This is a genomic window from Bergeyella cardium, from assembly GCF_009914665.1.
Taxonomy (GTDB): Bacteria; Bacteroidota; Bacteroidia; order Flavobacteriales; family Weeksellaceae; genus Bergeyella_A; species Bergeyella_A cardium.
Genome location: NZ_CP029149.1, coordinates 343711 through 370703, shown reverse-complemented (window position 1 = coordinate 370703; position 26993 = coordinate 343711). Strand labels below are relative to the sequence as shown.

Sequence of the window (26993 nt, the reverse complement as noted above, 5' to 3'; positions counted from 1 at the left end):
TATATATAATGGAATTATTAACCCCATCAATTGGTAATATATTTTGGACGGCTGTTGTCTTCCTCATCTTGGTAGCTCTTTTAGCAAAATATGCTTGGAAGCCTATCCTTTCTGCTGTAAATGAAAGAGAAGTATCCATTACAGATGCGCTTAACCAGGCTAAACTCGCAAGAAAAGAAATGGAGTCCTTGAAAGCTGATAACGAGAGAATCGTCCGTGAAGCGAAAATAGAAAGAGATGCTATCCTGAAAGAAGCAAGAGAATTAAAAGATAAAATTGTAAGCGAAGCTCAAGATGTAGCAAAAGCAGAAGGCGAGAAGCTTATCGAGCAGGCTAAGCAAACCATTCAAGCAGAGAAAGCAGCAGCTATGGCAGATATTAAAAACCAGATTGGTGCTCTCTCTGTAGGCATAGCTGAGCAAATATTAAAGCAGAAATTAGATAATTCTGATGCTCAAAATGCTTTGGTAGAAAACTATTTGAATAACTCTAACCATAACTAATATGCTTACGAGTAAAGTTGCAAGAAGATATGCTCAGGGACTGCTTGATTTTGCAAAGGAATCAAACCAGACTCAGACTATCTACACCGAAATGAAGGATATTATAAAAGTCTTATCCGAATCTAAGGATTTGGTGAGATTTTTAGAGACTCCGTTCATTGACTATAAAAAGAAATTATCCGTAGTTCAAGAGATTTTCAAAGGTTTCTCACCCGTTTCTCAGAACTTTGTAAAGCTGGTGATTTCAAGAGGTAGAGAATCTCACTTGGAAGAGATAGCACAGGAATACATTAATAAAATTAATGCTGAAAATAATGTGCAAAAGGTTACACTTACCACTGCTACACAGCTCTCTTCTCAGTCGGTAGATCATATTTTAAAATCTACAACCCTGGTTCAGGGTTCTCAGTATGAGCTTGAGCTTATCATCAAGCCAGAGATACTGGGAGGGTATATCCTAAGAGTAGGAGATCAGCAGATTGATGCTTCCGTAAAATCCAAGTTAAATCAAATTAAGAAAAACTTTCAGTTAAATTAAAAGATAAAACAACCACACAATGGCAGAAATAAATCCAGCTGAAGTTTCAGCTATTTTAAAACAGCAATTAGCGAATTTTGATACTCAATCTAATATTGAAGAAGTTGGTACTGTACTAACGATTGGTGATGGTATCGCTCGTGTTTATGGGCTTGAAAATGTACAATACGGAGAGTTGGTAAAATTCTCTTCAGATGTAGAAGGTATTGTATTAAACCTTGAAGAAGATAATGTAGGTATCGCTCTTTTAGGTGAATCTAAACTCGTAAAAGAAGGAGATACTGTAAAGAGAACCAATAGAATCTCTTCTATTAAAGTAGGAGAGGGGCTTCTCGGAAGGGTGGTAGATACTCTTGGTAACCCTATTGATGGTAAAGGACCTATCACTGGTGATTTATATGAAATGCCATTGGAAAGAAAAGCTCCAGGGGTTATTTATCGTCAGCCAGTAAATGAGCCATTACAAACAGGTATCGTAGCGGTAGACTCAATGATTCCTATCGGAAGAGGGCAGAGAGAGCTTATCATTGGAGATAGACAGACAGGGAAAACTACTGTAGCTATCGATACTATCCTTAATCAAAAAGAATTTTATGATGCAGGCGAGCCTGTATTCTGTATATATGTTGCTGTTGGGCAAAAAGGCTCTACTGTAGCTCAGATTGTTCAGACTTTGGCAGACAAAGGAGCACTCGCTTATACTGTAGTAGTAGCAGCAAACGCTTCTGACCCTGCACCAATGCAGGTATATGCACCAATGGCAGGTGCGGCTATCGGAGAGTTCTTCCGTGATACAGGGCGCCCAGCCCTTATCGTCTATGATGATTTATCTAAACAGGCGGTAGCTTATCGTGAGCTTTCCCTATTATTGAGAAGACCACCAGGTCGTGAGGCATATCCTGGGGATGTATTCTACTTACACTCCCGTTTATTGGAAAGAGCAGCAAAAGTAATCGCAGACGATGAAATTGCTAAGCAAATGAATGACCTCCCAGAATCATTAAAACCTGTTGTAAAAGGTGGTGGTTCGCTTACCGCTCTTCCGATTATTGAAACCCAAGCAGGGGATGTCTCCGCGTATATCCCAACCAATGTTATCTCCATTACAGATGGGCAGATTTTCTTGGAGTCTGATTTGTTTAACTCTGGGGTAAGACCAGCGATTAATGTGGGTATCTCAGTATCCAGAGTAGGGGGAAATGCTCAGATTAAATCAATGAAAAAAGTATCGGGTACATTAAAACTTGACCAAGCACAGTATAAGGAGCTTGAAGCATTTGCTAAATTCGGTTCAGACCTTGATGCCGCTACACTTTCCGTTATTACAAAAGGTGAGAAGAATGTGGAAATCCTTAAACAGCCTGTAAACTCTCCGCTTCGTGTAGAAGACCAGGTAGCGATGGTATATGCGGGTACAGAAAACTTGCTTAGAAATGTACCTGTAAGAAAGGTAAAAGAGTTTATGAAGGAATATGTAGAATTCCTTAGAGCTAAGCATCCGGATACTATGGCTGCCATCAAAGCAGGTAAGATAGATGGAGACATTACAAGTGTATTGAAAGCAGCTGCAAACGACATCGCTGCGAAGTATAATTAATGGTTCACTGTTGAAGGTTTAAGAGATTAAGCCTTCAACTAATACAATAAAACAATGGCGAACTTAAAAGAAATTAGAGGAAGAATTACATCAATCTCATCTACGATGCAGATCACCAGCGCTATGAAAATGGTATCTGCTGCTAAGCTCAAAAAAGCTCAAGATGCGATTGTAATGCTCAGACCTTATTCTGAAAAGTTACAAGAGCTTATCCAAAATGTAAATTCAAGCTCAAACCCTGATAATATCTCCGTATATGCACAGGCAAGAGAGGTAAAGCGCGTTCTCTTTATCGCGATTACTTCCAACAGAGGGCTTGCAGGGGCTTTCAACTCCTCCGTTATAAAAGAGCTCAACCATCAGATAGCTCTTAAAGAAGGCGTAGAAGTAGAAGTTCTTACAATTGGTAAAAAGGCTTTTGATGCTGTAAAGAAATTGAAGGAAGTATATGCAAACCATAGTGCGATATACGATAACCTCACCTTCGATGCAGTATCCAGCGTAGCTTATTCTGTGATGAAGGACTTCGTAGAAGGTAAATTTGATGAAGTATATCTTATCTACAATAAGTTTATCAATGCAGCTACACAGGAGGTTCAGGCAGAGAAGTTCCTCCCTATATCAATGCCAGAGACCGAAGATGTAGGAGTAGAGAAAGATTATATCTTTGAGCCAAGCCGTGCAGAGATTTTGGATAACCTTATCCCTAAGTCTATAAAAACTCAACTTTTCAAGGCGGTGCTCGATTCTGTAGCGTCTGAGCACGGTGCGAGGATGACGGCAATGCATAAAGCGACCGATAATGCACAGGCACTGAAGAGCGAATTGGTAATTTATTACAACAAAGCTCGTCAGGCAGCGATTACAAACGAAATCCTCGAGATTGTATCTGGCGCAGAAGCATTAAAAAATTCATAATTTTTATTTTTAAATTTATTGAACATTATCATTACCGCATCGGCTCTACTTGTAGAGCCGATGTTTTTTTATCCGCCGTATCTCATCGCAGGTTTAGAATCCCAATTTCCTAGGGCATTTTAGTTATAAAAAAATATATATCTTTGTCCTGATTAATATTTCGTATAAAAATGGACGACTCGGTCAGGATACTATTGGCTTTATTTCTTGTTATTCTCAATGGCTTTTTCGTGGCAGCCGAATTTTCAATCGTAAAAGTACGCTACTCTCAAATTCAAATAAAAGCAGCAGAGGGCAATCCTCTCGCAAAGCAGGCAGAGCATATCATTAAAAAGCTCGATGCCTATCTCTCCGCTACTCAATTGGGGATTACCCTTGCTTCTCTGGCGCTCGGTTGGGTAGGAGAGGCTGCCGTGCACAGCGTTATCGAGCGACTTTTCTTGTCATTCAATATCGGTTTAGATGAAACCCTCCTCACCACCCTCTCTTTGGTGCTCAGTTTTCTTATTATTACCATCCTCCATATTGTGTTTGGCGAGCTGGTTCCTAAGTCTATCGCGATAAGAAAGTCAGAACCCACAGCAATGTTTATTGCCTATCCGCTAAGGATATTTACCACCCTTTTTCAGCCTTTTATCTGGCTGATGAACTCCACTTCCAATGGGTTTTTAAGGCTCATCAACATACCGCCAGCCTCCGACTCCGATATTCATTCCACCGAAGAACTTCAGCTTTTGGTAAAGCAGAGCGCAGATTCTGGCGAGATAGAAGAAGAGAATTACGAAATCATTAAAAATGCTTTTGATTTCACCGATCATTCTGCCAAGCAGATAATGGTGCCGAGGCAGAATATCCATTCCATAGACATAGAAGACCCGATAGACGATATCCTCAATACCATTATGGAAAGTGGCTACTCCCGAATCCCCGTCTATGAAGACTCCATAGATAACATCATCGGGGTGCTCTATACGAAGGAAATCATCCGCGAGTATGTAAAGCGCTCGGGGAATATCAGCCATTCTGACCTTAGAGAACTGATGCGCGAGGCATTCTTTGTTGTCGGGAGTAAGAAGATTTCTGACCTGCTGAAAGTCTTCCAATCAAAGAAAATGCACCTCGCTATCGTCATTGATGAGTTTGGCGGTACGGAGGGCATCATTACCCTCGAAGATATCCTCGAGGAGCTCGTGGGCGAAATCCAAGATGAGGAAGATGACGAGGAGAAAATCGTAGAAAAAGTAGATGAAAACACCTACTGGGTGCAGGCAGCACAACCGTTGGAAGAGATTAACGAGCACCTCCCAGAGGCGCTCCCGCTCTCCGATGAAGGTGATTATAATACCCTTGCGGGCTTTATTCTCCACGAGCTCGAAGATATTCCAGAGGAGAACCAAGAGTTTAACCTGCTGAATTACCATTTTAAAATCCACAAGATGCAAAACAAGGGGGTAGAATTGGTCGAGCTCATCTACCAACCCCCATCCGATGACAGCACCAATAACCAATAGCACCCACTAGCGTGGGGAGCCACTTATCACAAACTAACTGCCAGTAGCCACTAACTACAAACTAATCGCATACAGCCTATTGCCTACCACTTACAGCTTTATTCGGAAGGTAGTGCCTTTGTTTATTTCGGTTTCGGCAATGGAGATTTTCCCTTTGTGGTAGGTTTTTATTACCCTTTGGGCAAGGCTTAGCCCCAATCCCCAGCCTCGTTTTTTGGTGGAGTAGCCTGGGAGGAAGATTCGCTGGGCTTGTTTGCTCGTCATACCACAGCCGGAGTCTTTAAAATCCATAAAAATCGAGTGGTTTTTCTGGTAGAGGGAGATGTGCAGGCTGCCGATACCTTTCATTGCATCTACGGCGTTTTTTACAAGGTTTTCTATCACCCAGCTGAAGAGGATTCTGTTGTGAGGAATGAGGATTTCCTGCTCGGGGAGGCTTAGAGTAAAATTAATTTTGGCGGAGATTCGGCTCTTTAAGTAATCAAAATTGAGGCGTAGGGTTTCGGAGAGGTTGTAGTCTTTCAGCTCGGGTATGGAGCCTATTTTTGAGAACCTCTCGGAGATGGTTTTCAGCCTTAGGATGTCCTTTTCTATTTCGTCTATACCTGTGCTGTTAGGATTTTCGAGCTTTAGAATCTCCGTCCAGCCAATCATAGACGATAGCGGAGTACCAATTTGGTGTGCGGTTTCTTTGGCGAGCCCAGCCCAGAGGAAGCCCTCGTCTCGGCGCTTCATTGTTTGCATAAACCAGATGGAGACGATGAGGTAGGAGAGGATGAAGACCCCGAGGAAGTAAGGGTAATATTGGAGATTGTTGAGCAATGCTGAATTATCGTAGAATACCAGTTGGGTCTCGTTGTTTGCCAGCTTTATTTCAAAGGGAGGATAGTTGCTCTCCATCTGCTGGATGTAGGTTTTCAGATGGTTTTTATCCTTAATGATGTCTTCGGGGATGTTTCTAAAAGTGCCTTCGCTGATGATGGGGCGTTTTCTACTATCGGTTACGATAACGGGCAGCTGGTTATTCTCCTCGAGGATGGATAAAATCAAATCCTGAGTATCGGGAGAGATGCTTGTGGGGTTCTCTTGCAGGAGTTGCATTGCCTTTACGAAGATGCCCATTCGGTTGGTCTCCCTTGCCCTTAATTCTTTTACGAGAAAGATGGAATAGACCACGATGGCGCTAACGATACCCGTAAAAAAGATATAAGTGAGCCAAACATTAAACTTTGATAGATAGAGCCGTCTTTTCATTTTTCTTTGTTGGTTGAGGGTTTTATTTCAGGTGGTTTAATACTTTGTAGAGCGCTTCTGTGGCATTATTCCCTTGGTAATTATTGATGATGATGGAGAAGGTGTAGCCGTTGTGATAGCCCGCGAAAGACTTGGTATTTCTTATGGTGCCGCTCTTCATCTTCATACCGTTTAGGGTGGGTAGGGCGTCATAGAAGGCATTAAACCAGTTTTGCTTTTTTGCCCAGAGGAGCGCCTGTACTTCTGCTTTTGCGGAGACATAGTTCTGTGGGGAGAGCCCACTGCCGTCTGCAAAATTTATCATTGCTTTGTGTATCCCCGCTTTGCTTGCCCAGAAGTTTTTGAGCAATGCTATGCCTGTTTTGTAGTTGCTTTCGCCTGTTTTTTCTTTTGCAATGGTCTTTATAAAGGTCTCCCCGTAGAGATTTACGCTCTTTCTGAGAAACCAGAAGACGATCTTGTCTAGCGTGGGCGAGTAGTACTCCAAAATCTTAGTGCTTGAGGAAGGTAGGGGAGAGGCATTGCCTTTGAACTTTTCACCAGAGGAAGTGAGGATTTCTCCCGAGAAGGAGATTTGCGCTTCTTTGAGCCAGCTTTTCACCTCATAGCCGAGGCTTAGCGGTGGGTTTGGGGTAGCGCCAGATACGGTCATTAGCTTCCCAGAGGGCAGGTTGCCATTGATAAGCGCTACCTCCGAGTGCGGTGCAGTGAAGATGAGGCTTTGGTCTGTACTGCCCTTTGCCTTTAGTTCAGAAGCCCAGTGGAGATTGGGCAAGGGGATGTTGGCGGACTGTATTTCGCTGCCTTTTATGTTCAGGTCAAACTGATTTTCCCTCCAATTGACTCCCCACACACCTGCTCCGTAGTAGTTCCCCAAGTCGTCCCAAGCCCATCCGCCAGGGATAGTCTGCAAATCAAACCAAGAATCATCAATTATGATATTCCCAGAGATTTTGGAGATATTGTTTTGGGTGAGTGAAGAGAGCAATTTTTGTTTAAAGTCTTCGGGTTTGTAGCCTTCGTATCGCCAGCTTCCGAGCGTAGGGTCTCCGTTTGAGGTGATGATAATATCCCCCGAGACATTCCCGCTTTCTACCTTTCCTGAATAGGATACAGTGGTGGTGTATCGGTAGTTGCTCCCCAGAGTCTCCAGCGCTGCACCTGCTGAGAAGATTTTTTGTGTAGAAGCCGTTGAGAGCCCTTTATTCCCTTGATATTCGTAGATGAGGTTTCCCTTGCTATCGCTTACGAAAAAGGAGATATTAGCAGAGTATGCTTCATTTGTATTGAGTAAATTGCTGATGGATTTATCTAATTTCTGGCTGATATTCTGGGCAAAGCTGAAAGCAGAAATACATACTGCCCAGAGAGAAAATCTGTTCATTCGCTATAAAATTGGTCATCAAATATAATAATTCTCTCCAGATTGCAGTGTTTTGCTCTTTCTTGAAACAGGTCTTTTTATAGATTATATCGAGTAGCAAAGCCCTCTGCTCCAAAGGGAGGATTTTCTTATTTTTGCACTTATGAATCAAGATACTATTTGTGCATTGGCTACGGCTAATGGAGTGGGGGCGATCGGCATTATCCGCATTTCGGGTGAGGATGCTGTGAGTATTACCAATAAAATTTTTGAGGGGAAAGATTTAGAGGCGGTGAAGACGCATACCGTTCATTATGGTTTTATAAAAGATAATGATGAGGTGATCGATGAGGTGATGGTCTCTGTGTTTTATGCTCCGAGAACCTTTACCGCTGAAAATTCTGTGGAAATATCTTTCCACGGCTCTCCGCATATTGCAAAAAGAATCCTTGAAGCGCTCATCAATAACGGTGCGAGGATGGCTAAGGCGGGCGAATTTACAATGCGTGCCTTTATGAATGGTCGGATAGACCTTTCGCAGGCGGAGTCCATTGCCGACCTTATTGCTTCGGAGAACGAGGCAGCGAGAAAAATGGCGCTCAATCAACTGAAAGGTGGAATTTCGCAGGAGATTTCTATTCTAAGGAATGACTTACTGAACTTCACTTCGCTGATAGAGCTGGAGCTTGACTTCTCGGAGGAAGATGTAGAGTTTGCCGACCGCTCCGCCCTTAATCAATTGCTTCAAAATCTTAAAACAAAACTTCAAAGCCTTATCGACAGCTTCCAATACGGCAACGCGATGAAAAACGGGATAGATGTAGCTATCATCGGCAAGCCCAACGCTGGGAAATCTACCCTTCTCAATGCCCTTTTGAAAGAGGAAAGAGCCATTGTCAGTGATATTGCGGGTACAACCAGAGACACGATTGAGGAGGTGCTGCACATTAAGGGGACGGCATTTAGGTTTATAGACACGGCGGGTATCCGCGAGACGGTGGACAAAATCGAAGAAATAGGCGTAAAGAAAGCCAAAGAAAAGATTTCCACCGCGAAAATTCTCCTTTATCTTTATGATGAGTTTGATTCCACCGCAGAGGAGGTCATTAGCTTTATAAAAGAGATTTATCGAGAGGATTTAAAGGTAATCTTGCTGCACAATAAGATTGATAAGCTCGTGGATAGGGAAGAGCCTACTCTTAACTCTTTTGATGCACAGCTGAAAGCCGAGCTTGTCCCTTATTATACCGATACGATAATGGGAATTTCCGCTCGTGATAATATCAATATTGAACTTTTGAAAGCTGAACTCGCCAACTATGTTGAAGAGCTCAAAACCGAGGAGAATGCCGTAGTCATCACCAATCAAAGACATTACGAGGCGTTGCAAAAATCCTTTAACTCTGTTCAGAAAGTGGAGGAAGCGGTCTCAATGGGCATACAGACGGAGCTTTTGGCGTACGAACTTCGCACTGCTTTGGAGCATCTCGGCGAAATCTCTGGAGAATTTACCAATGATGAGGTCTTGGGGAATATATTTTCTAAGTTTTGTATTGGGAAATAATCATACATTATTAAAATCAGAATATGATGGAAGTTCAAATAAAAGATAATAAAATTTTTGCACCATTAAAGGATAAATGGTTAGTATTGAAACCTGAAGAAAAAGTACGACAAGAATACATTTGCCGTTTGGTTAATTCCTATGGTTTTGATCTAAAACAAATGGATCAAGATAGTAAAGTTCAAGGAATATATTTGAACTATAGCATTCTTATTTGGAAAAATAAAAATAGTAAAATTAATAATGAAAGTCCTTTAATAGTAATACAATGTAAAGCAGATAGTGTTATCATAAAAAAAGAAGATTATTTTAAAGGGTTAGATTTTTCAAGGGAAATAGGAGCAAAATTTTTTGTTGCAACAAATTTTAAACAAACTAAGATTTATTCAAAAATATACAGAACTGACTCTGAGAATGTAGAAGAAATTTTAGATATTCCTAATAAAGAAGAGGCTCAAAATATTCAAGAAATAGAAAAATTATTAAATAAAAATAATACTTTTCAAAGAGAAAATTTTACTAAAACATTAGATAAGTGTCATTCAATTATTCGAAATAATGATAAGCTCTCACCAGAGGCGGCTTTTGATGAAATTAGTAAAATCCTATTCATAAAAACTATTTATGAGAGGGATAATTCTAAAAATCAAATTTTTTCATTAGATATATATAAAAAAGAGAAAATAGATTTTGAGAAATATAGATTTAATGAAAGAAAAGATTTCTATCAATTTTTATTTGAACAGACTAAAAAAAGTTATATAGATGATGACCTTTTTGAACCTACTGAAATCATTAGAATACGAGAGAATAGCTTTGAAGCTATTGTAAAAGAATTAGAAATATACAATCTTTCCACTACTTCCGATGATGTAAAAGGGATCGCTTTTGAACAGTTCTTGGGAAAAACATTCAGAGGAGAATTAGGACAATTTTTTACTCCTCGGACTATTGTGGATTTTATGGTGGAAGTCTTAGACCCTCAAGAAACAGAAACTATTTGTGACCCTTGTTGTGGTTCAGGTGGTTTCTTAATAAAAGCCTTCGAGTATGTCCGTGCAAAAATAGAAGCTAAAGTCCAACAAGAAAAAGAACTCATTAAACAAGAATATTACACTGAAACCTATGAAAAACTATCGGATGCTGAAAAAGAAAAAATAGACGACAGAGTAAATAAATTCTTCTCTCAGTTAAATGAAGAACTCAATATCAACAATGACAAAAGCCGAATTAGAACATTGAGTTATGATTGTATTTTTGGAACCGATGCCAACCCTAGAATGAGCCGTACCGCCAAAATGAATATGATAATGCACGGTGATGGTCACGGAGGGGTACACCACAATGATGGGTTACTAAACGTAAACGGCATTTTTGAAAACCGATTTGATGTGATTCTTACCAATCCTCCTTTTGGAGCACGTGTAGAGAAATCACTGAAAATTACAGAAGCTGATAAATATACAGATGAAGAACGTATCAAAAAATACCAAAAACGATATGGTGATGAGTATAATAAAGCATTAAAGCAAGTGAATAACAATATAGGGAAACCTCTCGTGAGTCTCTATAAAATGGGGGCGATGAGTACCCTTACTGAAGTGCTTTTCATAGAACGATGCTTGAACCTGCTCAAACCAGGAGGTAGAATGGGGATAGTACTTCCTGAAGGTGTGCTTAACAATAGTAATTTACAAAAAGTACGAGATTATGTAGAAAGCAAAGCAAAAATATTGCTAATCGTATCTATTCCTCAAGATGTGTTTATAGCAAGCGGCGCTACGGTAAAACCTAGTTTGTTGTTTTTTAAAAAATTTACAGAAGAAGAAGCGCTACAATATGCAAGTATTAAGAGCAAAGCAACTATCACGATAGAAGCTAAATATGCAGAGGAAGTAGCAAATATCCAACAGAAATTAGCTAAAAAAGGCAAAGAAGCATTACCTGCAGAAGAGGAAAAACAACTGAAAACTGAAAAGAAAAATATCGAAGCAAAAAAGGAACGAGAAATAAAAGCTATTGTTAAAGAAGAGTTTAACTATACTATTCCTATTGCCGAAGTAGAAAAAGCAGGTATTAGTACCACAGGGGCTCGTATAGATAACGAATTAGAACCCTTGGCTAAAGAATTTAAAAAATATTCTTCTGAAAATCATCTGTGGGGAAAACTTACCGAAAGCGTTCAGTACGATGTAAAAGGTGAGTTTGTATATCGCATTCAAATAGCAGATAAAGAAGTTGGTGAACCCGAAATTTTCTATCAAAAAAGCAAGTATGAAAACTTATAAGAAATTAAAATTTGTAGGATTTAGCAATATAGAAAGTTGGAGTGCTTCTTTTCTATTTGGTACTATTAATAAATTTAATAGAAAATATAGAGTATTAAAAATAAGTCAGCTACTTGTTAAAAATAATGAGAGTATAATAATAGAAGATGAGAAACTATACAAACGAGTAACAGTAAAAATAAATGCTAATGGGGTAGTTCTTCGTGATGAAGAATATGGTAAAAATATAGGGACTAAAAGACAATTTATAGCAAAAGAAGGACAGATGATAGTTTCTAAAATAGATGCTAGGAATGGGGCTTTTGGGCTTATTCCTTCTGAATTAGATGGAGCAATTGTTACTAATGATTTTCCTTTATTTGATATTGATCATCATTTAGTAAATAAAAACTATTTGATTTTGTTAGCTAAAACTAATTTGTTTGTTGGTTTTGCTAAATCTTGTAGCAGTGGGACGACTAATAGACAGAGAATGGATATGGATAAGTTTTTAACTTTAGAAATTCCTCTTCCTTCAATATCCGAGCAAGAAACCATTGTAAAAAACTATTACGATAAAATAACTCAAGCTACAACTTATGAGCAACAAGCTGAAACCTTAGAAAAAAACATTGAAAGCTATCTGTTTGAGAGTTTAGGAATAGAACAAAAAACTGAACAAAAAACAAAAAAGAAAGGATTACAATTTGTTGAATTCTATAAAATGGACTTTTGGGGAGTAGATAAAATAAAGTTAGATAAAGAGCTTCATTCTTCACGATATGAAGTAACTTCAATTGGTGATTTTCCTGAATTACTTGTTACTTGTTTTAGAGGGAAAAGTCCTAAATATACAGAAGTTTCATCTAAATTTATATTGAATCAAAAATGTAATCGTTGGAATTCAATTGATTTTTCTTTTGTAAAAAGTATTGATGAGGATTGGTATAATAATATTGATGAGGATTTTTTTACTAAAGAAGGGGATATATTGGTAAATTCAACTGGAGAAGGGACAATAGGTAGAGCAACTTATATTACAAAGAATTATGAAGGGTTGATTTATGACAGTCATATGTTGTTGCTAAGGTTAAATAGATCTATCTATAACCCGATTTTATTTGTAGATCTTTTTAATAGTTCATATATCCAAACACAAATAGATAAAATTAAATCAGCACAAGCAACAAAACAAACAGAACTAGGAATTAATAATCTATTAAAGATAAGAATACCTATTTTGAGTAACCTACAAGTACAACAAACCATCATTACCCAAATAGACACTTATAAAAATGAAATAAAAATCTTACGAGAACGAGCAACACTCCTAAAACAACAAGCAGAACAAGAATTTGAACAAACTATATTCAGCTAAATTATGAGAATCAAAGAAATTAAAATAGCTAATAAAGCCTTTAAAAACCTTGATGTTTCATTAGAAAACAATACTTCAGGGGTAATGGCTTTTATAGGAAATAATGGCAGTGGAAAAAGTAATTTGTTAGAAGCTATAAGTGCCATTTTTAAGCATTTGTACGACAAGAAGGAAAAGGATATTCCCTTTAATTTTTCATTAACCTATATAATAGGAAGTAGTAAGGATATAGTCAAAATTACCAAAAAGGGCTCTTCTGTTACCACAGAAATAAATAGCCAATCAAAATCTGACCCTTATAACTATCTTCCTAAACAAATTGTAGCTATCTATAGTGGTGAAGAAGATAGATTGTGGAAAAAATATTATTTGCCTACCTATCAAGAATACATTGCAAAAATAGGAGTTGAAACCTATAATAATATGCCAAAAATGTTGTATATCAATAAGTTTTATTGGCATATATCTCTGTTGTGTTTGTTGTTAAATCAGTTCAATAACTTAGAGGATACTTTTTGTAGTGAAATCTTAGGGATAGAAAATACTAACTCTATTAAGTTTTCTTTTAATAAAGCGAATTATAAAAGTTATAAAGATAGTATTGTTAAGCAATTTATCAGTAAAATAGATAAAAAACAAGAGTACACCTTAGAAGAGTTGAGAACGATTATTGAACAAGAAGGATATACACTTATAGATGTTTACAAATTCTTCTATATTGCTTTTACACCTGTTGACCAAAAAATGCTTCAAGACATTGTTATAAAATACAATAATGAAAACTTAGAAATAGAAGATTTTAGTGAGGGTGAAAAGAAAATGATACTCATCAAAGCAGCTTTAGAATTTGCTGCACAAGAGGACAGTCTATTTATCCTTGATGAACCCGATGCCCACATACATCTTAGCAATAAAATGCAAATCAAAAAAGTGTTAGAAGAGTATGAACAAAACAGACAAGTGATCATCACTACCCATTCACCTACCTTAACCGATTGCTTAGAGAATGAATCTATCTATATGCTTGATAGAGGAAAACTTATCTCAGCAGAGAAACAAAAAGTTTTAGAAAGTATCTCTGGAGAATTTTGGAATAGATTTCAACAAAATACATTTATTTCTTCCAAAAGTCCCATTATACTATTAGTAGAAGGTAAATTAGATAAAATACATATCAATAATGCCTATAGAGCATTAAAAGAAGAGTATCCAAATTTGAATTTCGATATCTTCTGTTTAAATAGTGAAACTAAGATACAGCCTTTCTTGTCAGGGTTGTACGAAAGCGATTTTGAAACAGATAAGCTCTATATTGGTTTATTTGATAGGGAGAAGAAATTATTGGATAATTTGAAAAATCCTAAAAATTATCAACCTGTAGAGGGTAAGAATTTCTTCAGGATTATTGAAAATAATAACAAGAAGAATACTAATTATTTTGTTACTGTACTCCCAGAGATAGAAGGTAAAAAGTGTGATTGCTCTATAGAAATGATGTATGAATATCTTAGATGGGAGGAAGCTTATCAGCGAGCAGTAAAAAATACATTAGGTAAAACTCAAAATAAGTCTATTAGTGAATATAGTGAAGATGTATTACAGGATGCAAAAAACATTTTATCAGAGAACTCTAATAGTTTTGAGAAAGGAGATTTTAAGAATTTTAGAAAGCTATTTGATTTAATCAGAGAGATTGCCCAATATGCAAAAACTTTAAAAGATAATACAATCACTAACGAAAAGCCTAAAAATACAGAATCTAATACTCCTAAGTCTGTTCCACAAGCAAATGTGTTACCTCAAAATACTATAGAAAAAACTAAAAATACAGAACCTAATACTCCTAAATCTGTTCTACGAGCAAAAGTGTTACCTCAAAATACTATAGAAGTGGTTTTAAAAACACAGAATGTAGATGCATTAGCTTGGTATAATACCCAATCTGGCGAAATTACATTAAAGAAGGGGAGTAAATTAGCTTTGAAAGTCGTTGATAGCTATAAGAAGCAAGAAAAACAAAGGCTTAAAGAGTTAAAGAAAATTGCAGAACAAACAGAAAATAATTATATTCTTAAGGAGGATAAAAAATGTAAGTCTGTATCAGGAGCTGCTTGTTTTACATTAGGTAGAACTGCTAATGGTTGGAAAGAATGGGTGATTAAAGAGAATAATAAAATCTTAGATGTTGTACGAAATACTAAAAAGGATTGATAATGAAACTAATATTTAAAATAGTTCTTCTTCCTTTTGCAAGTGATCTATGGGGCAATTGTTCGATTGTGACACTAATGCTACAATATAAGGTAGCTGTTTCCTAACCACTATGTGACAGTATCCTACTATCAATGAGGTTTTTGTGTGATGTAGTAAGCTGAATGCAACAAGGTATTTTATAATCATTCTGATGAAGTGCGATTCAGCGCCAATGATGGTAGGTACGAGCTGTTTTATCCCTATATAAAAGATGGGAAAAGAATTGTTCTTTATTTTTCGGAGTATCAGCCATATGGGAAAATAGGAAGTTGATAAATAGATACAAAAAATTAATAATCAAAACATAGAATTTTCTTGGTTAAATTATTATAAATCAGATTGTTTTTAAATATTGTATAAAAATCAGAAAAAAACTTAAAAAATCATTGATAATTATTCCTTTTTGTAGTAGTTATTTTAGCGGATAAATGTAAATTTGCAGAACTCCCTATAATAACTAAAAATGAAAAAGAGAATCTTCGTAGAGAAAAAAGGGATTTTCGATGTAGAAAGTCCTAAAACCTTTTGGACAACTCAGACCAAAAGTAACCTACGCAACTTGCTGTTAAATAAATAATTGCTTTATATTTTTGACACTGCCAACCCTTTTGAGGCTGCTATGGTAGATACTTCTATTACATCATTTAGAAAAGCAGACCACAAAGAATGACATCAGTTGTTATTTTTAGATGGCAGTACAGACTTGTTAAAACCTGAAAAATATGTCATTACACAAAGAAGTTATATTGACACACAAAACAGTGTGATATTCAAGCCTACGGAGTATAATCTAAAAATACAAGCCAAATACGGCAAAAAAGTAAAAGAACTCTATGACCAGTGGTGGGATAAAATCTCGATAAGTAAAAACATTACTAAAAACGCTAAAGAATTAGAAGCATATAGACAAAGCCTAAAACCAGGTGATATAGCTTTATTGGGTTGTCTTACTGAGGGAGGACAAGGCTTGGCAACTGCTAATAATGGTAAATATATTGCTGTAAGAAAATCTACTAAATGGGCAAAAAAGATTATGGAATCTCGACCTGAGAAATTGGCAAAAGCTATAGAGTCTAAAAAAATAGTAGATGAGTGATTGCCACAAAATGAAGATTATAAGTCGTTTTTAGATGGACTCTTAGAAAATAAAATAGCAGAATTATTTGATGATTTAAAAGAAAAATACGGTAGAGATATTTTTGGACAAGGCTACATCTATAAATTAGTAGAAGATAGTGAAATTGCAGATATAGATGGTCTTACACAAGAAGAAAAAGATAATGGAATTGATAGCAATAAAAATTTTATGTGCCTTACGATAAAGGAGATAAGGACGGCAACCGGTGATATTTAGAAACGCCATATGCTATTGCTTGGACTAAAGAAAATGTCCCAATAAGCCGATCTTCATAGATAAGCCCTTTTTATATTAAAATCTGCTTAGAGGTAAGGAGTTTGAGCTTAGGCTATATAAAATCCAATTAAAAATTAGAGCTATAGTAAGGAGGGGAACAGGCTATATGCCTACTTTCATTGGAAATAGTATTGGTTATTCCGTACAAAAGCCTTATTTTAGCAAATTAGAATGAAAAAATTAAGAATTTATTAACAATTCTGGAAAAAAGTTATTTACTTCAAACTAAAATCTGCAAAATAGAGATGGCTTACGACTTAGAGAAAGAGAGCAAGGAGATACTTGCAAGGTACAAAGACCTGATTTCAAATACTTACAGAGCGCTGGATGAGGATAAAAACAGGCTGATAAGAAAGGCGTTTGACATAGCACTCGATGCACACAAAGACCAAAGGCGGAAGACGGGTGAGCCGTACATCTACCACCCAATTGCCGTAGCGAAAATCGTAGCCGAAGAGATTGGATTGGGGGCTACTTCCATCGCTTGTGCACTGCTCCACGATGTGATTGAGGACTCGGAATATACTTATGAGGACTTAAAAAGGCTTTTCAATGAGAAGATTGCTGATATCGTTCGTGGGCTTACGAAAATCTCGGGAATGGCAAACCAGAACCTCTCTATACAGTCAGAAAATTACAGAAAACTCCTGCTCACCCTATCAGAAGATTTTAGGGTAATCCTCATTAAAATTGCCGACAGGTTGCATAATATGCGTACGCTGGACAGTATGGCGCCAGACAAGCAGAAGAAAATAGCTTCCGAGACGGCGTATATCTACGCTCCGCTTGCCCACAGGCTGGGGCTGTATAATATTAAATCCGAGCTTGAGGATCTTTCACTAAAATACAACAACTCAGAGGTGTATTACGAGATTGCCGACAAGCTGGAGCTCGCCAGAGAGCATCGTGAGAAGTATATAGAGGAGTTTAAGACGGAGGTTTCTGAGCAATTGGCAAAAGAGGGGCTAAACTTCTCGATAAAAGGTAGAGCGAAGGCGATTTCTTCGATTTATAGAAAAATGCTGAAGCAGGGTGTGTCCTTTGAGGAGGTGTATGATAATTATGCGATTCGGATTATTTATAAGTCGGATATAAAGAATGAAAAATTCATCGCTTGGAAGATTTATTCTATTGTAACCGACCTCTACCACAGTAATCCATCAAGGATGAGGGATTGGATTACTCAGCCGCGCTCCACAGGTTACGAGAGCTTGCATTTGACGGTTCTGGGACCTGATAAAAAGTGGATAGAAGTGCAGATTCGCTCCGAGAGGATGGACGATATTGCTGAAAAGGGCGTTGCGGCACATTATAAATACAAAGAGGGTTTTAAAGCCTCGTCTGAAGACCGAAATTTGGAGGGCTGGATAAAGGAAATCCGATATATTCTGGAGCACCAGCAGTCGCTCTCCACCACAGATTTTATAGACAATATAAAGCTCAACCTCTACTCAAAAGATGTGTTTGTATTTACCCCAAAAGGCGATGTGAAAACACTGCCGAGAGGGGCATCAGCATTGGATTTTGCTTTCTCTGTACACTCGGGATTGGGGATGAAGTGTATCGGTGCGAAGATACACGGTAAATTAGTGCCGATATCATACATTCTTCAAAATGGAGATCAGATCGAGATACTTTCTTCTCAGAATCAGAAACCGAAAACCGATTGGTTAGATTTTGTAATCACCTCTAAAGCTAAATCTAAAATAAAAGCCTTCCTCAATGCAGAGAAGACTGCCCTTGTAGATGAGGGCAAGGAAATCCTCCAAAGAAAACTGAGACACGCAAAGCTCAACTTTAATGATAATGAGATAAACAAAATGCAGAAGTTCTTTGGGCTTAAAACTTCCCAAGAGCTCTTCCTTGGCTTTCAAGATGGGAGTTTAGATGCTGCCAGCATCAGAAAGTATATTGAAAGCAAGAATGTGCTGAGTAATATCTTCTCGCGGTTTAGGAAATCGCCCTCTAAACAGACTGCAGTGGAGGATCAGCCAGATAAGAACCTTAACCTTATCGTCTTCGGGAAAGATGAGGAGAAGCTGGACTACTCATTTGCGAAATGCTGCACGGTGCTCCCTGGTGATAAGATTTTTGGCTTTGTAACTATCTCCGAAGGGGTAAAAGTGCATAATGAAAACTGCCCAAATGCTGTAAATCTAAGGGCTCAGTACGACTATCGCGTTATCAGAGCGAAGTGGGTAAATGAAGAGAACTTTAAAAATAGAGTAAAAATAGAGCTGGAAGGCTTAGACAGAATGGGAATGATTAATGATATCACTCAGGTGATTACCAATGCAATGCACCTTGATATGAAAGGGATGAGTATAGATTCTAATAATGGGGTGTTCTCGGGTGTTATTCATCTGGAAGTAAAAAACAAGTCTCAGCTGGAAGAAACCTTAAAAAAATTGAAGAAAATCGAGGGGCTTTCCAAAGTGAAGAGAGCGTAAATAAAGAAAAACAAGGCTAAAGATTAGAATGAAACTAACAAGATATTTTAAAAACTTTTTCAACAGTAGCCAGTCCTCTGGCATTATATTAATTTTATGTGTAATTGCCTCACTTCTTACGGCGAATTCCTCTTTTGGAGAGCAATTCCAAGCATTATTAGATGCGGAAGTAGGCACGGAAGTCTTCCACTTGAAATATTCGGTTGCCACTTGGGTAAATGACGGCTTGATGGCCGTATTTTTCCTTCTTGTAGGTTTAGAAATCAAGCGGGAGATTATAGAAGGCGAGCTTTCTAATTTTAAGAATGCCTCGCTGCCTATATTTGCTGCATTGGGCGGGATGATGATTCCCGCTATCATCTATAGTTTCTTTAATTATGGTACGCCCTACGCTGGGGGCTGGGGTATTCCGATGGCTACGGATATTGCGTTCTCGCTGGCGATTGTTTCTATGCTCGGGAATAGGGTGCCACCATCGATTAAGATATTTCTTGCGGCATTGGCGATAGTAGATGATTTGGGAGCGATCGTTGTTATTGCTGTTTTTTATACGGAGAGCCTGCATTGGCTTTATCTTTTGCTTTCTTTGGGAATTGTAGTTCTTCTTGTGCTTCTCAATTATTTTAAGGTAACGAAACATATCTATTATCTCGTACCTGGGGTGTTTCTTTGGTACTTTATGCACCATTCTGGGATACACGCTACGATTGCAGGGGTACTTTTAGCCTTTACTATCCCTACGAATGTGTCTCGGGTGAAGATTTCACCTCTTGAAAAGCTCGAGCAGAAGCTGCATTTCCCTGTAAATTATATGATAATGCCTGTGTTTGCCCTTGCCAATACCAATATAATGTTTAAAGAAGGTATGGTAGATGGGCTTTTTACTTCTATGGGGCTTGGGATTATTGTCGGGTTGTTTCTTGGGAAGGTAGTGGGGGTGTGTAGCTTTTGTTTTATTGCGATTAAAACAAAAATCAGTGCATTGCCACAGAACAGCAGTTGGGGGCAGATGCTTGGGGTAGGTTTCCTTGCGGGGATAGGTTTTACGATGTCTATTTTCATTGCGATGCTGTCGTTTAAGGATGCTTTTCATCAGTCGGAGGCGAAGTTTGCCATACTTTTAGCATCGATTATATCGGCGATAGCGGGTTTTCTTATATTGAAAAGGGCAGGTGATGGTAAGGAGTATTAAAATATCATTAACTCAGAATTATTTATTATTAACTCCGAACAATTTACGATTAAAACAGAATGAATATGCTTGTAGCGAAGAATCTTACGAAGACTTATAACGGTGGTCAGAAAATAGCCCTCAAAGATTTCAGTATAGAAGTTCCTGAGGGCTGTATTTATGGTTTGCTGGGACCTAATGGTGCTGGGAAGACGACATTTATCAGGATGCTTAACCAGATTATAAAGCCAGATGCGGGCTCTATAAGTATTAATGGGGAGGCTCTCTGCCTGAAGCACATTAGGGAAATAGGCTATATGCCCGAAGAGCGGGGTTTGTATAAGAATATGAGTGTGGGTGATCAGCTTATTTATTTTGGGGAGCTGAAAGGAATGAGCAGGAAGGCTGCCCTTGATGAGGCTAAGAAATGGTTTGAGCGCTTGAATATAGACCAGTGGTGGAAGAAGAAGATTACCGAGCTCTCCAAAGGAATGGCGCAGAAGATTCAGTTTGTGGTAACGGTGATTCACAGGCCTAAGCTCTTGATTCTTGATGAACCTTTCTCGGGTTTTGACCCTGTAAATGCCAATTTGATTAAAGAGCAAATCATCAGGCTTAAAACTGAGGGAACGACGATTATTCTCTCTACACACAGAATGGAAAGCGTGGAGGAGATGTGTGATTTTGTAGCACTTATCAATAATTCTCAAAAGGTATTGGACGGCAAGCTCTTCGATGTGAAGGAAAGGTTTAAGGAGAATAGATTTAGTGTGGAGATTTTCAATATCAACCGAGAGATGCTGGCGAAATTTAAGGAAAAATACAGCCTAAATATCTCTAATACTGTAGATATGGGCTTGCCTTTGAGCTTTGAGGTCTCTGGTGAGTACGAGCAAAGTGCGATTCTCTCTGACTTGATGACGGTGGGAGATATCCGCAGGTTTGATGAGAAAATCCCAAGTATGAATGAAGTATTTATCTCTGCTGTAGAGAGAAAAAATCCATTATAAACCAAATAAAAAACGATGAGAAATATTATTTTAATCACGAAAAGAGAATACCTGACGCAGGTAAAGAAAAAATCATTCATTATCCTTACGGTTCTAACGCCGTTGCTGATTATTGCCTTTGGAGGGCTTATTGGTTTTATGTTTAGCATTAATAAATCTACGGCTATTATAGAGGTATCTGACCAGAGTGGGCTGTTCAAAGATGAGCTGAAATCTACTGATGATGTGGTTTATAGGTTTATCTCAGCGCCGACAGAGAAAAGTATAAAGACTAACCTAGAAACTCGAGAGAAGCTCAGTGGAATCTTGGTGATTCCGAAGCTAGAAGCGCAGAATTTTGACCGATTGGAGGAGAATACGACGCTTTGGGTGAATGATAATATTGGTTTTGAGGCGAAGAAGAGCATTGTTTGGGATTTAAAATCCATTCTCCAAAAGCAGAAAATAAAAGCATTGGGATTGAAAGCCAATGAGATGGAGAGTATTACTAAAAAGACCTTTAACCTGAATGTGGAGAGCATTAATGAAGATAATAAGGCGGATACTGACCTTGCTTTTGGGGTGAAAACAGGTCTTGGGATGCTGCTGATGTATGTAACCTTTATGTTTATCCTAATGTATGGCGTGCGTGTAATGCGCAGTGTATTAGAGGAGAAGAATAATAGAGTGGTGGAAATCATCATCTCGTCTGTAAAGCCATTTGAGCTGATGATGGGGAAGATTATTGGGGTTACTTTTGTGGCTCTTACCCAATTTAGCATTTGGATAATGATGAGTGTAGCAGGTGCGGTGTTTTTTAATGCGAGTTTTTATAGATTGCCGATGAATCTGCCGAGTGGGGAGGTGCAAACAGGGAATACCGACCCTAATATTATCATTAGTGAAGTGTCTCATACGCTATTGGAGATGAATTTTCCGCTGATTATCCTTGTTTTTATTCTGTTTTTCCTTTTAGGCTATGTTTTTTACAGTTCTATATACGCTGCTATCGGTTCTGCGGTAGATAATGAGACCGAAACGCAGCAGTTTACCCTTATTGCCGTGCTACCGATGATGATTGGGGTCTATGGTAGCTTTTCTATTATCAATAATCCCGATGGACCGATGGCGTTTTGGCTTTCTATCATTCCATTTACATCGCCTATTGCAATGGTTGCGAGAATCCCTTACGGTGTGCCTGCTTGGCAGATTGCTATTTCCCTTTTTCTGCTTTTGGGCGCCGCTCTTCTGATGGTGTATGCCGCAGGGAAGATTTACCGAACAGGAATCCTAATGTATGGCAACAAACTTAGCCTGAAAAACCTCTATAAATGGTACCGTAGCCGGTGAGGCAGCCACGGCGTGGCAGGCACTTTTTTTTTCATATATCAAATACCGTAGCCAGTGAGGCACTTAGCCGTAGTATGGTAGATACTTACAGCAAATGAGCTATCTATTTATTAGCTAAAACCATTTGCCTATTACTTAAATTTTATAGGTTTATAATGTGTTGATAATACTATGAAAGTGTAAAATTGAAATTTCATAGAGATAAAAGAAAAGTTCGTAGTGATGAAATTAGGATTTCTACTGTAGGAGAATTTATTTGTATGGTTATTAATTAAATAAAGAAAAGGAAGATATTGTCTTTCTATTATTGTAGAAAGAGAGGCATTAATAAAAGAGTGAATACCTCCTCTTTGTTTGTATGCTCATTATTTCGTAGCTTTGGGCACTAAAAAATAATTAAAATATAGTACCGATGGATAGAAGGAAATTTATAAAAGGAACAGCCCTTTTTTCTGGGTTGCTCGCTGTAAATCCACTTGACTTACTCTCTGCAAAAAGTTTAGACCTCCCTCAAAAAGGCAAAAAAGCAAAGAACATTATCTTTATGGTAAGTGATGGGATGAGCTCTGGAACGCTGGCAATGGCAAACCTGTACTCCAATAGAATTCTCGGTAGAAATGGAAACTGGATGAACCTTTACCTTGAAAATAAGGTCTCCCGAGCATTGATGGATACAGCTTCCGCAAGCTCTATTGTAACCGATTCTGCAGCGGCGAGCTCAGCATTCGGTGGAGGAATCCGAGTGAAAAACGGAGTGCTCAATATCGGAGCGAATGGAGAGAAACACCTCCCGATATGGCAAAAATTTAAAATGAAAGGTAAAAAAGCGGGGTGTGTAACAACGGTAACTATAACCCACGCTACACCAGCAGGATTTTGTATAAATTCCCAAAAGAGAAAAGCAGAGCCAGAAATTGCAGAAATGTACGCAAATATAGGCTTTGATGTAATGATGGGTGGTGGAGATGAAAACTTTAACCCTGAAAAAAGAGCGGATAAAAAAGATGTATATGCCCTCTATAAACAGAAAGGTTATCAGATTTTTAAAGATAGAAATGACTTTAAAAAAGTAGATAAAAATAAGCCGATATTGGGGGTTTTTAACCACGGAGCATTGCCTTACTCCATAGACAGAAGTTCGAATAAAGAGCTACAATCTGTACCTACACTGGCAGAAATGGCAAAAGTAGCCATAGACCAGATGAAAGACCACAAGCAAGGTTTTGTACTCCAAGTAGAGGCAGGGAAGGTAGACTGGGCAGCACACGGAAATGATGTCGCTGCATTGATACACGACCAACTCGCATTTGATGAGGCTATTAAGGTAGTAATGGATTTTGCAGAAAAGGACGGAGAGACCCTCGTAATCATCACTACAGACCACGGAAATGCAAACCCTGGAACTATCTATGGCTCTGGTGCGAATAAGGGATTTGACAGTATTGCCGACTTTAAATATACCAATGAGTTTCTCCTCAACGAGATAAAGCCAGACTATACGCCCAACCAAGTGAAAGAATGGGTAAGAGAAGTTAATGGCTTCGCTCTTACTGATGATGAAGCTAAGCATATTATAGGCTTCTACAACGGCTTGGAGAAAGAAGACGGGCTCTATAATTATAAAAAACTTCCGTTTAAATTCTTTGCCGATATACAGAAAAAGTACGATTCCGTAGGCTGGATTAGTATGGACCATTCTGGTGATTATGTGGAGCTTGCTGTGTATGGTCCTGGTATGGAGCTCTTGAAACCATTCGTGAAAAACACCGATCTGCACTATTTAATGCTCAATGCTGCAGGAGTAGAAAATAAGTTTTAACGAAACTGAAGCCGAGAAATGAAAATCTTTTATGGTAAAGTATTTCCTCAGGTAGAAATCAATGAAGATGAGCAGCAGCACATCTTGAAAGTTCTCCGAATGAAAGATGGGCAAAGCCTCTCCATTACTGATGGGAAGGGGAATCTCGCTCACGGGAAACTTATCATAGAAGGGAAGAAAGCTCTGCTCGGAGTAGAGGACATACAGGCTGACTTGCCCGCCTTTACTCCGAGTTTGCACATCGCGATAGCTCCTACAAAAAATATAGACCGTACAGAGTTCTTCGTAGAAAAAGCTACAGAAATGGGCATTTCCGAGATTACATTTCTCCAAACAGATAACAGCGAGCGAAAGAATATCAACATAGAAAAAATCCGAAAACAGGCGATAGCTGCCTCTAAGCAAAGTCTGAGGGTGCATTTCCCAATTGTGAATGATTTGGTGAAGTTGCGCGATTTTCTGAAAACCATAGATCCAGAAAAGACTTTCGTAGCCCATTGTGATAGAAGCTTGGTACGCATTCCCATACAGGAGCTTAAAGTAGAGAACAGACTTACGATACTCATCGGTCCTGAGGGGGATTTCTCCACTGCCGAGATTGAGCAGCTCTCTACTCTTGGGATAAGGGCAGTAACGCTCGGAAGCCAGCGCCTTCGCACCGAAACCGCAGGGGTATATGCTGCTGCTTTTATCTATTCAAAGATGAAGTAGGGGAGGAGGTCAGTTTGTTTTTAAAGTTGAAAATTTAAACTTTTCAGCTTATACACAAGCAAAAAGCACGGGTGAAATTATCCGTGCTTTACTTTTTTTATCTGTGTTTGTAGCTTATTTAGTCTTCCTTATCCTCCACCAGATTTTATTAATGAAGAATCCCAAGATGAACATCCCTATGAAGAGCAGGAAGGTAAGCCCTAAGGCAGTGAAGTTCATCGGCTCACTTTTAGGGACATAGATAGTATTGCCATTGGTTGTGGAAATCAGCCCCAGAATAGTGATAAACAGGCTGGTGAGGAAATGTACCTCTAATCTAAAATCTTCCTCTGGCAGGAGTTCCTTAATGCCATATGCTCCACCGATAATCAGCAGGAGTACGCCTATTGCCAGCACCGTAGTGGTGGTAAAGAAATCTGCCCCAGAGAAATAAAAAATAGACTGTGTAAGCAGGTAAAACAGCACTGGAAATATCAGTAGGCTTGGGTACCATTTCAGGATTTTATAGCCTCGGCTTTCCTTGCCCAAGAAGAGGGTGCGGAGGGCTAAGAAGCAAAAGCCAATGCAGAACCCCGCTTCTATACTCACGAGTACTGCCATATTGCTGAGGACTTTTGTGTTTTCTAATGCCTGCTGTATCGTAACCTGAGACTGCTCTATGGCATAGGTATAGGCAAAGAGCAGAAAGCCAGCGGATAATACTCCCATTATGGCAACTTGCCAGAGCTTCCAGAAACTGAGTTTTATCAGTGTATTAATGATGATAAAAACGATAAGTATGTTTAAAATCAGTTGCATAAGATTTACTTTAAAGTGTGGTTTCTAATAGTACAGCTGATGAACTGTATCCCTTCTTCGGTTTTAATGAAATTAAAATGGTCTTGATGGCTGAATTTCCCTTTTTCATAATAGGATATTATCAGGTTAAAAATAGGAAATCTGTTGATATCTCTTTCGCCGCAATTGTTGTAATGATGTTCAAATTCTTTTTCTATTTTTTCGGTAAGAGGGGTATAATCCGAAAGTTGATAGTCTTTTTTAGAAAAATAAGCCTTCAATTTCTCTGAAAGTATAGTATAGTTTTTTTCTATAAAATCTTTTGCAGGAGCAGAAATCCAGCCTTTTTCTTCATCCCAATAAACGATTTCTTTATAGGAATTTTTTAGAAGATATTCTTTGTTTAGATTTTTAATCAATTTTTCGATGAAGTTTTTAAAAAGTTTTTCATTGTCCACGAAAGAATAATATTTTCCATTTTTTCCTAAAACATTGATTCGGTTTTCGTCCTTAATCGGCTTTTCAGCTACTTTTGAAGAATAGAGATCTAAACTTTTCGGCTCTGGAAAATCCTCAACGAGAATTTCATTTTTTGAATTGATTAAAACATTCTTGCCACCTACCCAGCTCCAATGGTTGCACCCAGAGTGCTCATTATGTTTTTCCCAATATTCTTTGTATGCCCCTTGTAGCGCGATGGTCATTCCATTTTTTACAGGGAATAAGTCGCTGTATTTGGCTGGAATTACAATTTTGCCTTCGTGATTAAACATTCCGACTTTATCCGTTTTGGAATCGTGAAATCTAATGAATCCCTCACTTTCACAATCAAAAGTCATATCAAAGATATAAGTGCTGTCCTTTCCAAATGTCTTCCCATTTTTCAGCATATAATATACTCTTGAGAAATTTTCATCATCCATTAAGGCTATTATTTTATCAAACTTACGAGCTGAAATAAGACCTCTGAATCTTGGTTTAATCATTACCTCACCTTTGGAATTTTTAAAGCCGATATCATCAGTATCTGGATTATAGAAAGCCGTCCAAATATCATTGTTCTGTGCAAATGTACAGACAGAGATAAAGGAGAGAATGCTTAATAATCTTATTTTCATACGGCTGCTTTTACTTTGATATTCTTAATAATATAAAAGCAGTTTAGG

The 26993-nt window shown here is 38.2% G+C and carries 21 protein-coding genes; 17 read left to right on the top strand and 4 right to left on the bottom strand.

Features of this window, described 5'->3' with window-relative positions:
* The first annotated feature begins 8 nt into the window (after positions 1-8).
* The 5 genes from DBX24_RS01700 (at position 9) to DBX24_RS01680 (ending at position 5067) form a co-directional block, all read left to right on the top strand.
* A complete protein-coding gene (locus DBX24_RS01700) occupies positions 9-503 on the top strand; it encodes a F0F1 ATP synthase subunit B (protein WP_160223780.1) in 495 nt (164 codons plus the stop codon).
* A gap of 1 nt (position 504) precedes the next feature.
* Positions 505-1041 (top strand): ATP synthase F1 subunit delta, encoded by a 537-nt coding sequence (gene atpH, locus DBX24_RS01695; protein ID WP_160223779.1) that lies wholly within the window; start codon positions 505-507, stop codon positions 1039-1041.
* 19 nt (positions 1042-1060) lie between these two features.
* Entirely contained in the window at positions 1061-2638 is a 1578-nt protein-coding gene (atpA, locus tag DBX24_RS01690) for a F0F1 ATP synthase subunit alpha (RefSeq protein ID WP_120488649.1), read from the top strand.
* Between the two features lie 54 nt (positions 2639-2692).
* The gene (atpG, locus tag DBX24_RS01685; RefSeq protein ID WP_160223778.1) at positions 2693-3556 is read left to right on the top strand and encodes an ATP synthase F1 subunit gamma; all 864 of its coding nucleotides are present in this window, start codon (positions 2693-2695) and stop codon (positions 3554-3556) included.
* A 170-nt stretch (positions 3557-3726) separates the two neighbouring features.
* Positions 3727-5067 (top strand): hemolysin family protein, encoded by a 1341-nt coding sequence (locus tag DBX24_RS01680; RefSeq protein ID WP_120488651.1) that lies wholly within the window; start codon positions 3727-3729, stop codon positions 5065-5067.
* 90 nt (positions 5068-5157) lie between these two features.
* Here DBX24_RS01680 and DBX24_RS01675 read toward each other — a convergent pair whose 3' ends face one another.
* Together DBX24_RS01675 and dacB are read right to left on the bottom strand one after the other, a co-directional pair.
* Entirely contained in the window at positions 5158-6321 is a 1164-nt protein-coding gene (locus tag DBX24_RS01675) for a sensor histidine kinase (protein ID WP_160223777.1), read from the bottom strand.
* Between the two features lie 22 nt (positions 6322-6343).
* Positions 6344-7705 (bottom strand): D-alanyl-D-alanine carboxypeptidase/D-alanyl-D-alanine endopeptidase, encoded by a 1362-nt coding sequence (gene dacB / locus DBX24_RS01670; protein WP_160223776.1) that lies wholly within the window; start codon positions 7703-7705, stop codon positions 6344-6346.
* Positions 7706-7847: 142 nt separating this feature from the next.
* Here dacB and mnmE point away from each other — a divergent pair, with 142 nt between their 5' ends.
* From mnmE to DBX24_RS01615, 12 genes are all read left to right on the top strand, one after another.
* A complete protein-coding gene (gene mnmE, locus DBX24_RS01665; protein WP_160223775.1) occupies positions 7848-9248 on the top strand; it encodes a tRNA uridine-5-carboxymethylaminomethyl(34) synthesis GTPase MnmE in 1401 nt (466 codons plus the stop codon).
* A 26-nt stretch (positions 9249-9274) separates the two neighbouring features.
* Positions 9275-11536 (top strand): N-6 DNA methylase, encoded by a 2262-nt coding sequence (locus DBX24_RS01660; protein WP_160224674.1) that lies wholly within the window; start codon positions 9275-9277, stop codon positions 11534-11536.
* On the top strand, positions 11523-12893 hold the full coding sequence (locus DBX24_RS01655) for a restriction endonuclease subunit S (RefSeq protein WP_160223774.1): 1371 nt from the start codon (positions 11523-11525) through the stop codon (positions 12891-12893). The genes DBX24_RS01660 and DBX24_RS01655 overlap by 14 nt, the downstream gene beginning before the upstream one ends.
* 3 nt (positions 12894-12896) lie before the next feature.
* Positions 12897-15104 carry a DUF4357 domain-containing protein gene (locus DBX24_RS01650; protein WP_160223773.1) on the top strand — a complete coding sequence of 736 codons (2208 nt, stop codon included), beginning with the start codon at positions 12897-12899 and terminating at the stop codon, positions 15102-15104.
* Positions 15105-15822: 718 nt separating this feature from the next.
* On the top strand, positions 15823-16242 hold the full coding sequence (locus DBX24_RS09320) for a hypothetical protein (protein ID WP_185123854.1): 420 nt from the start codon (positions 15823-15825) through the stop codon (positions 16240-16242).
* On the top strand, positions 16243-16500 hold the full coding sequence (locus tag DBX24_RS09315; protein WP_185123855.1) for a hypothetical protein: 258 nt from the start codon (positions 16243-16245) through the stop codon (positions 16498-16500). It abuts the gene before it with no gap.
* A gap of 305 nt (positions 16501-16805) precedes the next feature.
* On the top strand, positions 16806-19010 hold the full coding sequence (locus DBX24_RS01640; RefSeq protein ID WP_160223772.1) for a RelA/SpoT family protein: 2205 nt from the start codon (positions 16806-16808) through the stop codon (positions 19008-19010).
* A 28-nt stretch (positions 19011-19038) separates the two neighbouring features.
* Positions 19039-20202 carry a Na+/H+ antiporter NhaA gene (nhaA, locus tag DBX24_RS01635; protein ID WP_160223771.1) on the top strand — a complete coding sequence of 388 codons (1164 nt, stop codon included), beginning with the start codon at positions 19039-19041 and terminating at the stop codon, positions 20200-20202.
* Positions 20203-20267: 65 nt separating this feature from the next.
* Positions 20268-21191, top strand: coding sequence for an ABC transporter ATP-binding protein (locus tag DBX24_RS01630; RefSeq protein WP_160224673.1), 924 nt, complete (start codon positions 20268-20270; stop codon positions 21189-21191).
* Between the two features lie 15 nt (positions 21192-21206).
* The gene (locus DBX24_RS01625) at positions 21207-22520 is read left to right on the top strand and encodes an ABC transporter permease (protein ID WP_120488659.1); all 1314 of its coding nucleotides are present in this window, start codon (positions 21207-21209) and stop codon (positions 22518-22520) included.
* A gap of 412 nt (positions 22521-22932) precedes the next feature.
* Complete coding sequence (locus DBX24_RS01620) at positions 22933-24339, top strand: alkaline phosphatase (protein ID WP_120488660.1); 1407 nt, start codon at positions 22933-22935, stop codon at positions 24337-24339.
* 18 nt (positions 24340-24357) lie between these two features.
* Positions 24358-25050: an RsmE family RNA methyltransferase gene (locus DBX24_RS01615; RefSeq protein ID WP_120488661.1), complete on the top strand. Its 693-nt coding sequence runs from the start codon at positions 24358-24360 to the stop codon at positions 25048-25050.
* A 114-nt stretch (positions 25051-25164) separates the two neighbouring features.
* Here the strand turns inward: DBX24_RS01615 and hmuT are convergent, their stop codons facing one another.
* Positions 25165-25848, bottom strand: coding sequence for an HmuT family protein (gene hmuT, locus DBX24_RS01610; protein WP_245957168.1), 684 nt, complete (start codon positions 25846-25848; stop codon positions 25165-25167).
* Positions 25849-25853: 5 nt separating this feature from the next.
* Entirely contained in the window at positions 25854-26945 is a 1092-nt protein-coding gene (locus DBX24_RS01605; RefSeq protein WP_160223770.1) for a WG repeat-containing protein, read from the bottom strand.
* Between the last annotated feature and the right edge of the window lie 48 nt (positions 26946-26993).